This is a genomic window from Hymenobacter segetis, assembly GCF_054776495.1.
On sequence record NZ_BAAHBV010000001.1, the window covers coordinates 652,137 to 665,799 of the forward strand.

Here is a 13,663-nt window from a genome sequence, read left to right on the forward strand (position 1 = left end):
CAGCGGACGCGAGATGTAGCCCTCACAAGGTAGGATAAATGCCCCGCGTCCCCAAAGCCGCTGCCGAAGCGGGCCGCGTCGCTGCGCCGCGCCCGGCTGGGCGGCGAGGGGCCTTTACGCACCACACCCTGCCCTCCCGAGGTGGGGAAGGCAGGGTGTGGGGGATTTTCCGGAAGTTTTGCCTTGTGGCATTTGAAGTTAAGTCTCCATTTCTACTAAACCCTTGCCAATTAAGAGAAGGCAAGATTTATTATTGGTCATAAGTATTTCTACTTTAAGCTTCTTTCAAGCAGAGACAAGATTATACGTTCCTCTAAATTGCTTCTTCTTTCTGCGTTAGGATTGTTTTTCGCAAGATTGATAGATAGCATTGTGTCTTGAATTTTTATTAATTGACCAAAAAATAAATTAACTTGCTCTATACTTTTTTTGTACATGAAGAAATAGGCTGCTCCTATAAATTCTGAAATAACGCCAGCAATTGTTGTTAAATAAGTTACTTCTATTTTTATTACTTCAAAATACTTAAGCCAAATACCGCCTAATATTGTTATCAACCCAATTACTATCGCGAATATGCTGAACATGAAACTGCTTCTGGCTTGCCCCTTATTGATAGCATAATATTCGTTTAGCTGATTTAAGCTTAATTGGATGGTGTTGAAAATATCTAAGTCGTTTTTGTCTTCTATTTTTTGGGTTATTTCCTCCCTTTCCTGGTGTATCTTATCTAACTCGATTTCAGTTACTCCTTTTCTGGAAGAAATTAAGTAAGATATAAATGAGAAAGCTGTGATTATAGGTATTATAAAAAAGAAAATTGAGGTAAAATTAACATAATAGCTGAGCTGTTCTTTGGTTCCATATAAGGTTAGATATATTAATAAAGTTATGCCCGAAACTATGGCCAATAAATTAATGAACAATGTTGCATTTCGTATTTTTTTATTGAAAAATATAACTTGGCCTAATTTTTCAAACACGATGCTGGTGAGAGTTGATGACATATGATGACTTGTTTGTAATGAAAAAGCCAGTATGATTCCGTTTTTGAACCATACTGGCTTGTTAAGAATCTTATGCAAACTACATATTCCGCCGGTACTGCCCGCCGACCTCAAACAGCGCGTTCGTAATCTGGCCGAGCGAGCAGTATTTCACCGTTTCCATCAGCTCGGCGAAGAGGTTGCCGTTGGCCACGGCCACTTGCTGGAGCTGCTTGAGGCGCGCCGGGGCCTGGTCGGCGTTGCGCTGGTGCAGCAGCTGGAGCATGTCGATTTGGTACTGCTTTTCCTCCTCCGTGGCCCGGATAACTTCGGCCGGCACCACCGTGGGCGAGCCCTTCGACGAGAGGAAGGTATTCACCCCGATGATGGGGTACTCGCCGGTGTGCTTCAGCATCTCGTAGTGCATGCTTTCCTCCTGGATTTTGCCGCGCTGGTACATGGTTTCCATGGCCCCGAGCACGCCGCCGCGCTCCGTGATGCGGTCGAATTCGAGCAGCACCGCCTCTTCCACCAGGTCGGTCAGCTCCTCGATGATGAAGGAGCCTTGCAGCGGGTTCTCGTTCTTGGCCAGCCCCAGCTCGCGGTTGATGATGAGCTGAATGGCCATGGCCCGGCGCACCGATTCCTCGGTGGGCGTGGTGATGGCCTCGTCATAGGCATTCGTGTGCAGCGAGTTGCAGTTGTCGTAAATGGCATACAGCGCCTGCAACGTGGTGCGGATGTCGTTGAAGTCGATTTCCTGGGCATGCAGGCTGCGGCCCGAAGTCTGGATGTGGTACTTCAGCATCTGGCTGCGGGCGTCGGCACCGTACTTCAGCTTCATGGCCTTGGCCCAGATGCGGCGCGCCACCCGCCCAATCACGGCGTATTCGGGGTCGATGCCGTTGGAGAAGAAGAAGCTCAGGTTGGGCGCGAAGTCGTTCACGCTCATGCCCCGGCTCACGTAATATTCCACGAATGTGAAGCCGTTGCTCAGCGTGAGGGCCAGCTGCGTAATCGGGTTGGCGCCCGCCTCAGCAATGTGGTAGCCCGAAATGGACACGGAGTAGAAATTCCGCACCTTCTCGGTGATGAAATACTCCTGCACGTCGCCCATCAGGCGCAGGGCAAACTCGGTGCTGAAAATGCAGGTGTTCTGCGCCTGGTCTTCCTTCAGGATGTCGGCCTGCACGGTGCCGCGCACCTGCGTCAGCGTCTTGGCCTTGATGGCGGCGTACACGTCGGCCGGCAGTACGTCTTCGCCCGTCACACCGAGCAGCAGCAGGCCCAGACCGTCGTTACCGGCCGGCAGCTCGCCCTGGTAGCGGGGACGGGGCTGGCCCTTGGCCGCGAAAATCTGGTCGACTTTGGCATCGACTTCCTCCGTCAGCCCGTGCTCCTTAATATATAGCTCACACTGCTGGTCGATGGCCGCATTCATGAAAAACGCCGCCAGCGTAGCCGCCGGGCCATTAATGGTCATCGAAACCGACGTGCTGGGGTTGGCCAGATTAAAGCCCGAATACAGTTTCTTGGCATCATCGAGGCAGGCGATGCTTACGCCCGCGTTGCCGATTTTGCCGTAGATGTCGGGCCGCAAATCCGGGTCCTCGCCGTACAGCGTCACCGAGTCAAAGGCCGTGCTCAGGCGCTTGGCGGGCAGGCCCATGCTCACGTAGTGAAAACGTCTGTTTGTTCGCTCCGGCCCGCCTTCACCGGCAAACATCCGCGTCGGGTCTTCGCCCTCGCGCTTGAAGGGGAACACGCCGGCCGTGTAGGGGAATTCGCCGGGGAAATTCTCCTGCATGGCCCAGCGCAGCCGGTCGCCCCAGCCCGTGTAGCGCGGCACCGCCACCTTCGGAATCATATTCCCCGAGAGCGACTTGGTGTGCGTCTGCACCCGGATTTCCTTGCCCCGCACCGAGTACACGTACTCCGGGTTGCGGTAGTTCTGCAGCGTGTTTTCCCAGTTTTCGAGAATGGCCTGGCTGTCGGCATCGAGCCGGCGGAGCTGCGTTTGCTTGTTCTTTTCGAACTCGCCCACCATGCTGTCGCTGCTCTTTTTCTCGTCGCGGTAGTGCTGTTCCAGCTTCGCAAACGCCCCGGCCACTTCCGCGATGTTGGCCTGCTCACGCACGCGCTGGTCGTAGGCGCGGTTCGTCTCCGCAATCTCGGAGAGGTAGCGCGTGCGGTGCGGCGGGATGATGTAAATCTTCTCCGAGTCCTCGGCGCTGGTTTCCAGGTGCGAAGCAAATAGGGCCCCCGTCTTGGTTTCCAGCATCTTCAGTACCGCCCGGTACAGCCGGTTCATGCCCGGGTCGTTGAACTGGGAGGCGATGGTGCCGAACACCGGCATCTGGTCCGTGGGCGTGTCCCAGAGGCCGTGGTTGCGCTGGTACTGCTTGCGCACGTCGCGCAGCGCATCCAGCGCCCCGCGCTTATCAAACTTGTTCAGCGCTATAACGTCGGCGAAATCCAGCATGTCGATTTTCTCCAACTGGGTGGCCGCGCCGTACTCGGGCGTCATCACATACAGGCTGGCGTCGGAGTGCTCGATAATTTCGGTGTCGGATTGGCCGATGCCGGAGGTTTCGAGGATAATCAGGTCGTAGTTGGCGGCGCGCACCACGTCTACCGCGTCCTGCACATACTTGCTCAACGCCAGGTTGCTCTGGCGCGTGGCCAGGCTGCGCATGTACACCCGTGGCGAGTTGATGGCATTCATCCGAATGCGGTCGCCTAGCAGCGCCCCGCCGGTCTTACGCTTGCTGGGGTCGACGGAGATAATGGCAATGGTCTTATCCGGAAAATCCATCAAAAAGCGCCGCACCAGCTCATCCACCAAGCTGGATTTGCCCGCGCCGCCCGTGCCGGTAATGCCCAGAATAGGCGCGGGGCGACGGTTGCTCAGATTCTGGTTCTGCTCGTTTTCACTGGTCTGAAACGCAACTACCAGGTCACCCTTTACGCGCTCAAACTCCTCGGGGAAGTTCTCCGCCGCCGAAATCAGGCGGCCGATGCTGCGGGCGTCCTTCTCTTTCACGTGGCCCACTTCGCCGTTCAAATTCTCGCCGGTCGGAAAATCCGCCTGCTCCAGCAGGTTGTTAATCATCCCTTGCAGGCCCATAGCGCGGCCATCATCGGGCGAGTAGATGCGGGTGATTCCGTAGCCTTGCAACTCGGCAATCTCGGTAGGCAGAATCACGCCGCCGCCGCCGCCGAAGATTTTGATGTGGCCCGCGCCGCGCTCCTTCAGCAGGTCGTGCATGTACTTGAAGTACTCGTTGTGCCCGCCCTGGTAGCTGGTGATGGCAATGGCCTGGGCATCTTCCTGAATGGCGCAATCCACGATTTCCTGCACCGAGCGGTTGTGCCCGAGGTGAATCACCTCCGCGCCGCTGCTCTGGATGATGCGGCGCATGATGTTAATGGCCGCATCGTGCCCGTCGAACAAAGCGGCGGCGGTGACAATGCGAACGTGGTTTTTAGGCTTGTAGGGCGCGGTGGGAGCGGGGTGCATAGAAAAGTCGTTTTTGGGTGCGCGAAGGTACGAAAAACGCCCCGGCGGGGCGGCCGGGGCGGGGTTGGAAACGGGCTAGCAATATTCGGTTTGCAGATATTCCAGAAATTCAGACCACGTTCGGCCAACTACAATCGGAGTTTCTTCATCGTTGCCAATAAAAGGTGTTTGAATGAAATTGCCGGTTGTTTTCTCGATGGCAAAGGCCTCACCGCCGCCGTCAGAGCCAATTAGAAAATAGCCGGGACAGAACTCATCTGCTTTGTAGTCATTATTGAATTGTAGCAATTCATCGATTTCAATCAGGTAAGCTCCCCCAAATTCATACGTGCCTTCGGCATCAAGTAAATAGGCCAAATACTCCCGTGGAGGCGTAAAGCCAAGAGTATCTAAAAAGTCCTGCTGATACTGTGAGAGCATAAAGGGCTGAAGTGTTTTCAGTTGAGTTTTACTTATGAAAAACGCCCCGACAAAATAGCCAGGGCGTCTAAAATTAGCTTAAGCAGCGCCAGTTTCTATTGGTGCTCAATGGCCTTCATGCCGGCTTCGGCCACGGCGTGGTCGTCCTCCACGGTACTGCCCGATACGCCAATGGCCCCGATTACGTGGCCGTCGGCATCCTTAATGGGTAGTCCGCCGGGGAAGGTGATGAGGCCGCCGTTGGAATGCTCGATGCCGAAAAGCGAGCCGCCGGGCTGCGACAGGCCGCCGATTGCGCCGGTGGGCATATCGAAGTAGCGGGCCGTTTTGGCCTTCCGGATGGAGATGTCAAGCGAGCCCAGCCAGGCATCGTCCATGCGGATGAAGGCCGTGAGGTTGGCTCCGGCATCGACCACGGCAATGTTCATTTTTACGCCCATTTCGAGGCATTTCTGGTGGGCGGCCTGAATGGCGGCCTGGGCTTGTTGCAGGGTGATTCCCATAAAACTGGTGTGGATTGGGGTGAAAGATGGTGTTGAAGCCGATGCTTAGTTGGTTTTCTAAGCGGATTTCGACCCATTTGGTTGGCTCCGGCGCGGCAATTGCGATGATGGTAAATCAATTTGCGCGAATTGCCCGAGGGCTGCAAACGCACGAAATGCTGACCCAGGCCATTGAGGGCAGGTTATTTGGGTAGGAGCGAGGCATAAAAAAAGCCCCGGCTGGCCGGGGCTTTCGTGTTCGGTTTGAGTGAGATTAGCCGAAAGTCAGCGGCGGGCTCAGAGCCAGCCGCCACACCACGGCCACCATAATGGCTAGGCCCAGCAGGCCCCAGGCCACGCGCGTGGCTTGGGGGCGCTTCACGGTTTCGGAAAACACTTCGTTGAGGCAGCCCAGGGCCAGCGGGGTCACCAACAGGCCCATCATGGCCAGGTGCAGGCTTTCCTGCACGTTGAGGTAGGGCATTTTGGTGAGGGCAATGAAGACGCTGCCCGCCACCCAGGGCACTACGAGGGTGCTCACCACCATAAGCTGGCGGTTGTCGTAGCGCATCACCGTGTGCGAGTCATGGGCCTGCAGGAAGGCAATGGCCCCGAAATAGCCCAGGCCCAGCTGCACCAGCCCGGCCAGCAGCGCCAGTATCACGTTCAGCACATTGCCAAGGCCCAAGAGCCAGTCGGGCACGTACCAGAAGCCCGAATGCGTGAACGTATCGGCCAGCAAAGCCCCGAACACGGCGTTGCAGGAGTGAAAAGCCACCCACAGCAACAATAGCTTAAACTGCCCCCGTCGTGCCCGCTCGCCCCGCCAAAACCAGCGAAACGCCACCAGCCCCAGTATCAGGCACACCACCGGCCCGCTGCCATACACCGCGATGATGGCCGTGCGCCACCACTCGTTGTCGGCCAGGGTGTAGCGAATGGTACTGGGGTCCCAGATGCCGCGCAGCTGAAAGTGGTGCGACACGGCCAGCTTGGCCATCTGGTGCAGGCCCCACACCAGATAATAAGCCAGCACATACAGCGCCGTGCCGTTGGCGGCCACGATGTAGAACTTGCGGCGGTCGGTTTTAAAGGAAGAATAAGTAGCGGTTTCCGGTTGCATAGGCAGCTTAATTGAATCGGGCGAAATTGGGGAATCAGCAAAACTAAGCAGTTGGGCTGCAATTGCGCTGCCGCGCCACGCAGGCCCGGCGCACAGGGCAGGGCCCCGGCGGCTTGAATCCCGGCGTGGGGGTCGGGAAGGAATAATCAAAATCATGGAAATATATGATTGTTGTCACGGACTCGCGGCAGTGGGTGGGTGCAACTTGCAGTAATTGGTAAGCTACCGATTGAAACTGTTTACTGGCCTTTAAATAGCGCTGTTATGGTTACGCCCTCGCTTCTGTTTTCGCTGATGCTGGTGCTTGGCTTTCTGCTGATTAGCCTACGCCAAAGAGCTGCCGCCCCGCCTCAGTTTCCGGCTTACTAAGCCGCCCGGCGCGGCCTGCTTCGCCTCCTCCCGGGGCGGCGCACCGAGCGCGGCCTGCGCCCGGGTACTCCTTATTGTTTTCATCCCTTCGCCATGAAAAGCCAGCCCGCAACGCTTCACACGGATGAGCATTTGGCCGATGCCGACATCACGGCGGCCATCGAGCTGCTGTTTATGCTCAAGAAAGGCGTCACGTCGCACCTGGTGGATGTGGCCACGCACGAAGGCATTGTGGTCCTCAGCGGCTTCACCGACAACCTGCTGGCGCGGGAGCGGGCGGCCGAAGTGGCCAAAGCCGTGCGCGGCGTGCGCGGCGTGGTGAACGAGCTGGTCATCCGCACGCCCGATGTGCCCAATGCCGAGCTGCAGCGCCGGGTGACGCGGGCCCTGCAAAACGACCCCGCCGTGCGCCGCTACCAGGTGCGCAGCTACGCCAACGACGGCGAGGTTATCCTGGAAGGCACCGTGCAAACCTGGGCCGAGGAGCTGCTGGTGCTGCGGGCCCTGCGCGGCGTGCCCGGTGTGCGCCACGTGCACAACCGCCTGGTGGTGCACGGCGGCCCGGTAACCGCTGCCGATGAGGACATTGCCGCCCACATTCAGAATTGCCTGGCCTGGGACCTGCGCGTGAAAAGCCCGCTCGTGGACGTTGCCGCCGACCACGGCGCTGTGCGCCTGACCGGCACCGTGGGCACGGCGGCCGAGTATGACCACGTGCTGGCCACCGCCCACCGGGCCGGGGCCACCAGCGTCGATGCCACGCAGCTGCAAGTGGCCCCGTGGGCGCTGGATAAGATGCTGCGCCACCAGCGCTTTGCCCCGAAAGCCGACGCAGACGTGGCCCAGGCCGTGCGCGATGCCCTGCGCTACGACCCACGCTGCCAGCCCGATGCGCCCACCGTGCAGGTCGACCACGGCACCGTGACCCTGACCGGCACCGTGAGCAACCTGCGGGCCCGCCGCGCCGCCGGCCAGGATGCCCGCAACGTGCTGGGCGTGAAAGATGTGCACAACCAGCTCCAGGTGCACCCCGCCAAGCCGGTGGACGATGACGTGATTCAGCAGCAGGTGAAAGCGGCCCTGGCCGCCGATGCCTACCTGGCCGGCTACCACCTGCTGGTGAGCGTGGAGGACGGCCGCGTGCAGGTGGGCGGTTCCGTCGAATCGCACTTCGACCAGCAGCGTACGGCCGAGGTAGCCAGCGGCATCAACGGGGTAGTAGAGCTGGAAAACCACGTGCGCGTGGCCCCAACGCAGCCGCAGCCCGGCGATGACGACAACACAGCCGACCTCGAAGGCCCCGCCGCCGACCTGGCCCTGGAGCAGCGCATCCGGCTGCATTTCTACTGGTCGGCGCTGCTGCACGACCAGGAAATTGAGGTGCGTGTGGCCAACGGCCGCGCCACCCTCACCGGCACCGTGGATACGTGGCTGGAGCGGCAGCGTGCCGCCGCCGATGCCCGCGACTGCGGGGCCCGCGATGTGAACAATCATTTACGGCCGCTGCACTGAGAATAAGCGGCTCATTAGTAGTGTGTAATGCATATGATGATACGAATACAGCTTGCTGATAAACTTGTTAATCCACCTCATTCTGAATTATGACCCAGCCCACCCAAAAAACCGCTTTCCCAACCATTTCTCAGTCCCATCTCACTGCTGAATCACCTGCTTCCGGCCGCACCGCTTTCCCGTATCATCCGGCGCCGGAGCGCTACTGGGAGCCCCGCCTCCTGACTGAATTTGACTACCGCCTCGACGATACGCTGACCGAGGAGGCCGGCATGGCCCGCAATCCGGGCGTGCTGGGCGCTTACGCCGGTTCGTTTTGATGCGGAATAGCCGGTGGTGATGAAGCTGTTCAGGACGTCAGCCTTGTCGAATTCCTAAACTGCTTCACTATTTCATCTCACAATGAAAACTGCCCGGAAACTCTCCTTCATTGTCCTAACCAGCTTTTATCCCGAAGCACAGCGCGCCGTGCTTTATGCCGACGAGCTGGCCGGTGGCGTAGATGGCCGCCTGCTGCTGCTGCACGCCAACCGCATTTCCTTCTTCGATCCCTACATTTTCACCGGGGAAAGCTGGCGGCGGCAGGAGCTGGCCGATGAGCCCGGCATCAAGGCCATGCTGGCCCACCTGGCCGCGCACCTCCACACGCCGGCTACGGTGGAGCTCGTTACCGACCTGCTGCCCACGGCGGCCCAGGCCCTCACCCGGCAGCACAACCCCGCGCTGTTTGTGGTGGGGCGGCCCGCCGATGAAGCCGCTACCCCCGACCAAGTGAGCCTGATGCTGCTGGAGCTGCTGCGCGCCGTGCAGCTGCCGCTGCTGCTGGTGCCCCAGCGCACGGCCGCTGCCACGCCGCCCCGGCGCGTGCTGATTGCGGCCGACAGCGAGCCGTTTGTCCTGCCCGCGGCCATTGATGGGGTGAAGCAGCTGTTGCATCAGTTGGCCCCCCACGTCACCATCGTGCACGTATCGGGCATCGAAGACGACGAGAACTGCGCCCGCGCCAAGCACGCCGTGGAGCTGAGCGGCCTGACCACGGACCTGCCCGACGTAGAGCCGCGCGGCTACCAGTACAGCCGGCCGGCCGATGGCATTCTGGCCGCCATCAATGACGTGGGGGCCGACCTCGTGGTGCTCCTCACCCGCCAGCGCAGCTACCTCGGCGAGCTGTTTCACCACAGCGTGACGGCCGAAGTGCTGCGCCGCAGCCCCGTGCCCGTGCTGGCCGTGCCAGCCGCCGAGCCCACGGCAGGCCAGCGCCGGCAGGCCCACCACGCGGCCGATAATATGCTGGCCTAGGCAATGGGGCAGGGGAGTAATAAATTGTTTTTCTGAATATTATAGGCTATACTGTGGTATAGTTGCTATCAACTGGTTCCCCTCCCATTGCCGCCGTCATGCCCGAGCTCATCGAACTGCCGCCGTCGCCGGCAAGTGCTGCCCGCGTAGTCGGCCTCACCGAAGCAGAGGCCCGGGCCCGGCTCCAGCAATACGGCCCCAACGCCGTGGAGCCCATGGTGCCCGACAGTTGGTGGCAGGTGCTGCTGCGCCAGTTTCGTAGCCTGATTGTGCTGGTGCTGGGCGGGGCGGCGGGGTTTTCGTTTGCCTTCCAGGACCACGCCGAGGGCCTGGCCATTCTGGCCGTTATTGCCCTTAATGCCGGCATTGGCTTTTGGCTGGAGTGGAATGCCCAGGCCTCGATGACGGCCCTGCGCCGCCTGGGCCTCACCACGGCCCGCGTGCTGCGCGATGGCCGGGTGTGCGCCGTGCCCACGCACCACGTCACCATCGGCGATGTGCTGCTGGTGGAGGCTGGTGAAGTGGTGGCGGCCGATGCGGCGCTGTTCGAAGCCCAGCAGCTCCAGGTGAACGAGTCGGCGCTGACCGGCGAGTCGATGCCCGCCGGCAAGGTGGTGGACCCGGCCATGGGCGATGGGTGCGAGCTAAAATTCCCCGACAAAGCCACGGACTCGACCAGCCAGTTGTTTAAGGGCACGGCCGTAGTCAATGGCACGGGGCGGGCTTACGTCACGGGCGTGGGCAGCGGCACGCAGCTGGGCGAAATCACGCAATTGGTGCAGCATGCCGCCCGCTCGGCCACGCCGCTCGAAGCCAAGCTCGACCGCCTGGCCCGGCAGCTGGTGTACATCACGGTGGCGCTGGCGGCCGGCTACGTGGCCATTGGGCTAATGAAGGGCCAGCCGGTGTTCGGCCTGCTGAAAATTGCCATTGTGCTGGCCGTGGCGGCCATTCCGGAGGGTATGTCCATTGTGGCCACGCTGGCCCTTGCCTACGGCATGATGCGCCTGGCCCGCCACAACGTGCTGGTGAAGCGCCTGGCCGCCGTGGAAACCCTGGGCGGCACCGACGTCATTTTTACCGATAAAACCGGCACCCTCACCCAGAACCAGATGGCCGTGCAAACCGTGTGGCTGCCCGAGGGCCAGCTCCGGTTTCCGCTGGCCGAAGAGGCCGGCCAACCAGCCGCGCTCAGAGGCGAGGCCTACCAATTGCTGCTGCGGGTGGCCGTGCTGTGCAACAACGCCACCTACACGCCTGCCACCGCCGATGCCGCCCTCGGCGACCCGCTCGAAGTGGCCCTGCTGGCCCTGGCCCACGGCGGACCGTTTGACGTGCCGGGGGCCCAGGCCCACCTGCGCCTGGCCGAGCAGCCCTTCAACTCCGATACCCGCCTCATGGCCACCCTGCACCGGCAGCCCGATGGCCGGCCCTGGGTGGCCGTGAAGGGCGCTGCCGAATCGGTGCTCCAGCATTGTGCCGGGCAACAGCTGGCTGCGGGTGCCCAGCCCATTGGCCCGGCCGAGCGGGCCGAATGGCTGGGCCGCGCCAACGCGCTGGCCGAAACCGGCCTGCGCGTGCTGGCCCTGGCCTACCGCGAGCTGCCCGATGAGCACCAGCCCGACTGGGCCGACGAGCTGACCTGGCTGGGCCTGGTGGCCTTCCTCGACCCGCCGCGCTCCGAGGTGGTGCCCGCTCTGGAGGCCTGCCAGCGCGCCGGCATCCGGGTGCTGATGGTGACCGGCGACCACCCCGCCACGGCCCTCACCGTGGCCCACCAGGTACACCTCGCCAAGGATTCGGATACGACGGTGGTGACGGGCGACGAGCTGGAAAGCCTGCTTACCCATCCCAACGGTGAAGGCCGCCGCCGCTTGTGGCAGGCCCGGGTGTTTGCCCGCGTGAGCCCGGCCCAGAAGCTGGACCTCATCAGCTTATATCAGGATAAGGGCCATGTGGTGGCCATGACCGGCGATGGCGTGAACGATGCCCCGGCCCTCAAAAAAGCCGATATCGGCGTGGCCATGGGCCGGCGCGGGACGCAGGTGGCCAGCGAGGCGGCCGCCCTGGTGCTGCGCGACGACTCTTTTGCTTCCATTGTGGTGGCCGTGGAGCAGGGGCGCATCATCTTCACCAATATCCGGCGCTTCGTGCTCTACCTGGTGTCGTGCAACCTGAGCGAAATTCTGGTGGTGACGGTTGCCGGCCTGCTGGGCCACGGCGCGGGCCTGCTGCCCCTGCAAATCCTGTTTCTGAATCTGCTCACCGATGTGTTTCCGGCCCTGGCGCTGGGGGTGGGCAAGGGCAGCCCCCGCGTGATGCAGCACCCGCCGCAGGACCCGCAAGGCCCCATCATGCGCCCCGGCGACTGGCGACTGGCCATTGCTTACGCCGCCCTGATGACCGTGGCCCTGCTCACGGCCGACTACCTGGCCCGCAACCAGCTGGGCCTGGCCCCGGCCGCCGCCAATGCCGTGCTGTTTTTCGGGCTGTCGGCTGCTCAGTTGGTACACGTTTTCAACATGGCGGGCGGGCACACGCCGCTGTGGCACAACGATGTGCTGCGCAACGGCTACGTGTGGCTGGCACTGGCCCTGTGCTCCGGGCTGATAGTGCTGGCGTATGTGCAGCCGCTGCTGCACCGCCTGCTGGGGCTGCAAAAACTCACGCCGGTGGCCCTGCTGCTCATTGCCGGGCCGGCCGTGGTGACGCTGGTGTTTGGCCAGCTGCTGGGCCGCTTGATGGCCAGCAAGCGACCGGCCGCGAAAGCCCGGCCCTTCAGCTGAGCAGGAGTGAGGCCTCCTTTAGCTGCGGCTGGCGGAGACTACGGCTTGGCTGTCGGCAATGATATAATTCATATGCCGGGTTGATAATTCTTATGGTGCCCGGCACGTGCGCTGCTGAAATTTAAGGCAACTCCCAAGAGCGGTTCCAGGCAAGTAGGGCGCTTGATGACAGCGGCTTGAAGAAGCCTGATTACTAACCCGCCTCATCCATGGCAATACCAACTCCCCTGCGGGGGCAAGCTTGCCCCCGCCGTATTCGGTTGCGCTCCCCACCTGGCTCAGCGCCGGAACCGGTGGGGCGGCGCTCACCAATTCCTTCCGGCTTCCCGCTATGCAACCAACCTTCGTCGTTCTCTCCGACCTGAACAGCGCCTCCGATGCTGCGCTGCGCTACACCAGCCAGCTGGCCACGCAGCTGCCCGAAGGCCACCTTGTGCTGATGCACGTGTTTCAGGACCCGCTGCTGTTTCCCGAGGCGGCACTGATGACGCCCGTGACCACGCCTAGCCGCCACGCCGTGATGGCCGACCTGGCCCAGCGCGCCGACCACCTGCCCGTGCCCGCCGAGCCGGAGGTGACCATCGACACCCTCGGCCTGGCCCTGGCCGATGCCGTGCAGCGCCACCACCCGCTGCTGCTGGCCGCCGGCCGCGAGCACCCCACCAACCTGATTGAGCGCGTGCTGAGCAACATGGCGCTGCCCGTGTTGCAGGGCGCGCACTACCCGCTGCTGCTGGTGCCCGAAGAAAGCCACGACCCCGAGCTGCCCCACCGCGTGGTGGTGGCCGCCGATGACCAGCCCTTCTGGCTGACCGCCCCGTCGCTGGCCCTGGCCGACTTGTTTGAGGCCCTGAACCCCACCACCACGGTGGTGCACGTAGCCGCCACGGATGGCCCTTCCAAAGCCGGCATCGGCTTCGATGCGGTGCGCCGCACGGGCCTGTTTGGGCCTATCGATAATAACAGCCTGTATGAAGTGCGGGAAGAAGCCCCGGCCGACGGCATCCTGCACGCCGCCGCCGAAGTCAACGCCCAGCTCATTGTGGTAATGGCCCGGCCGCACACCCTGCTCGGGGGCCTGTTCCATCGCAGCGTGACGGCCCAGCTGCTGCGCCGCAGTCCGGTGCCGGTGCTTGTGCTGCCCACCACCGATTGAGCCGCCGCCC

At 61.5% G+C, this 13,663-nt stretch carries 10 protein-coding genes; 5 read left to right on the plus strand and 5 right to left on the minus strand.

Annotation, left to right across the window (positions count from 1 at the left end; all coding sequences use genetic code 11):
- Positions 1–269: 269 nt before the first annotated feature.
- The 5 genes from ACYU70_RS02870 to ACYU70_RS02890 form a co-directional block, all read right to left on the minus strand.
- Positions 270–983: a TRADD-N-associated membrane domain-containing protein gene (locus ACYU70_RS02870; protein ID WP_342298230.1), complete on the minus strand. Its 714-nt coding sequence runs from the start codon at positions 981–983 to the stop codon at positions 270–272.
- A gap of 103 nt (positions 984–1,086) precedes the next feature.
- Positions 1,087–4,506 carry a methylmalonyl-CoA mutase family protein gene (locus tag ACYU70_RS02875; RefSeq protein WP_342298229.1) on the minus strand — a complete coding sequence of 1,140 codons (3,420 nt, stop codon included), beginning with the start codon at positions 4,504–4,506 and terminating at the stop codon, positions 1,087–1,089.
- 75 nt (positions 4,507–4,581) lie between these two features.
- Positions 4,582–4,926 carry an SMI1/KNR4 family protein gene (locus tag ACYU70_RS02880; protein ID WP_342298228.1) on the minus strand — a complete coding sequence of 115 codons (345 nt, stop codon included), beginning with the start codon at positions 4,924–4,926 and terminating at the stop codon, positions 4,582–4,584.
- Positions 4,927–5,021: 95 nt separating this feature from the next.
- Positions 5,022–5,429 carry a GlcG/HbpS family heme-binding protein gene (locus ACYU70_RS02885; protein WP_342298227.1) on the minus strand — a complete coding sequence of 136 codons (408 nt, stop codon included), beginning with the start codon at positions 5,427–5,429 and terminating at the stop codon, positions 5,022–5,024.
- 253 nt (positions 5,430–5,682) lie between these two features.
- On the minus strand, positions 5,683–6,531 hold the full coding sequence (locus ACYU70_RS02890; protein ID WP_342298226.1) for a hypothetical protein: 849 nt from the start codon (positions 6,529–6,531) through the stop codon (positions 5,683–5,685).
- Between the two features lie 462 nt (positions 6,532–6,993).
- Here ACYU70_RS02890 and ACYU70_RS02895 point away from each other — a divergent pair, with 462 nt between their 5' ends.
- From ACYU70_RS02895 to ACYU70_RS02915, 5 genes are all read left to right on the plus strand, one after another.
- Complete coding sequence (locus tag ACYU70_RS02895) at positions 6,994–8,412, plus strand: BON domain-containing protein (RefSeq protein ID WP_342298225.1); 1,419 nt, start codon at positions 6,994–6,996, stop codon at positions 8,410–8,412.
- An 89-nt stretch (positions 8,413–8,501) separates the two neighbouring features.
- Positions 8,502–8,732, plus strand: coding sequence for a hypothetical protein (locus tag ACYU70_RS02900; protein ID WP_342298224.1), 231 nt, complete (start codon positions 8,502–8,504; stop codon positions 8,730–8,732).
- A gap of 82 nt (positions 8,733–8,814) precedes the next feature.
- The gene (locus ACYU70_RS02905; RefSeq protein ID WP_460615880.1) at positions 8,815–9,711 is read left to right on the plus strand and encodes a universal stress protein; all 897 of its coding nucleotides are present in this window, start codon (positions 8,815–8,817) and stop codon (positions 9,709–9,711) included.
- 98 nt (positions 9,712–9,809) lie between these two features.
- A complete protein-coding gene (locus ACYU70_RS02910) occupies positions 9,810–12,497 on the plus strand; it encodes a cation-translocating P-type ATPase (protein WP_342301342.1) in 2,688 nt (895 codons plus the stop codon).
- Positions 12,498–12,828: 331 nt separating this feature from the next.
- On the plus strand, positions 12,829–13,653 hold the full coding sequence (locus ACYU70_RS02915) for a universal stress protein (protein WP_342301341.1): 825 nt from the start codon (positions 12,829–12,831) through the stop codon (positions 13,651–13,653).
- Positions 13,654–13,663: the final 10 nt, after the last annotated feature.

What these genes read in the sequence shown, in the direction of transcription:
- ACYU70_RS02875 (WP_342298229.1), bottom strand. Translation starts at nt 4,506, where the DNA reads ATGCACCCCGCTCCCACCGCGCCCTACAAGCCTAAAAACCACGTTCGC.
- ACYU70_RS02880 (WP_342298228.1), bottom strand. Translation starts at nt 4,926, where the DNA reads ATGCTCTCACAGTATCAGCAGGACTTTTTAGATACTCTTGGCTTTACG.
- ACYU70_RS02885 (WP_342298227.1), bottom strand. Translation starts at nt 5,429, where the DNA reads ATGGGAATCACCCTGCAACAAGCCCAGGCCGCCATTCAGGCCGCCCAC.
- ACYU70_RS02890 (WP_342298226.1), bottom strand. Translation starts at nt 6,531, where the DNA reads ATGCAACCGGAAACCGCTACTTATTCTTCCTTTAAAACCGACCGCCGC.
- ACYU70_RS02895 (WP_342298225.1), top strand. Translation starts at nt 6,994, where the DNA reads ATGAAAAGCCAGCCCGCAACGCTTCACACGGATGAGCATTTGGCCGAT.
- ACYU70_RS02900 (WP_342298224.1), top strand. Translation starts at nt 8,502, where the DNA reads ATGACCCAGCCCACCCAAAAAACCGCTTTCCCAACCATTTCTCAGTCC.
- ACYU70_RS02905 (WP_460615880.1), top strand. Translation starts at nt 8,815, where the DNA reads ATGAAAACTGCCCGGAAACTCTCCTTCATTGTCCTAACCAGCTTTTAT.
- ACYU70_RS02910 (WP_342301342.1), top strand. Translation starts at nt 9,810, where the DNA reads ATGCCCGAGCTCATCGAACTGCCGCCGTCGCCGGCAAGTGCTGCCCGC.
- ACYU70_RS02915 (WP_342301341.1), top strand. Translation starts at nt 12,829, where the DNA reads ATGCAACCAACCTTCGTCGTTCTCTCCGACCTGAACAGCGCCTCCGAT.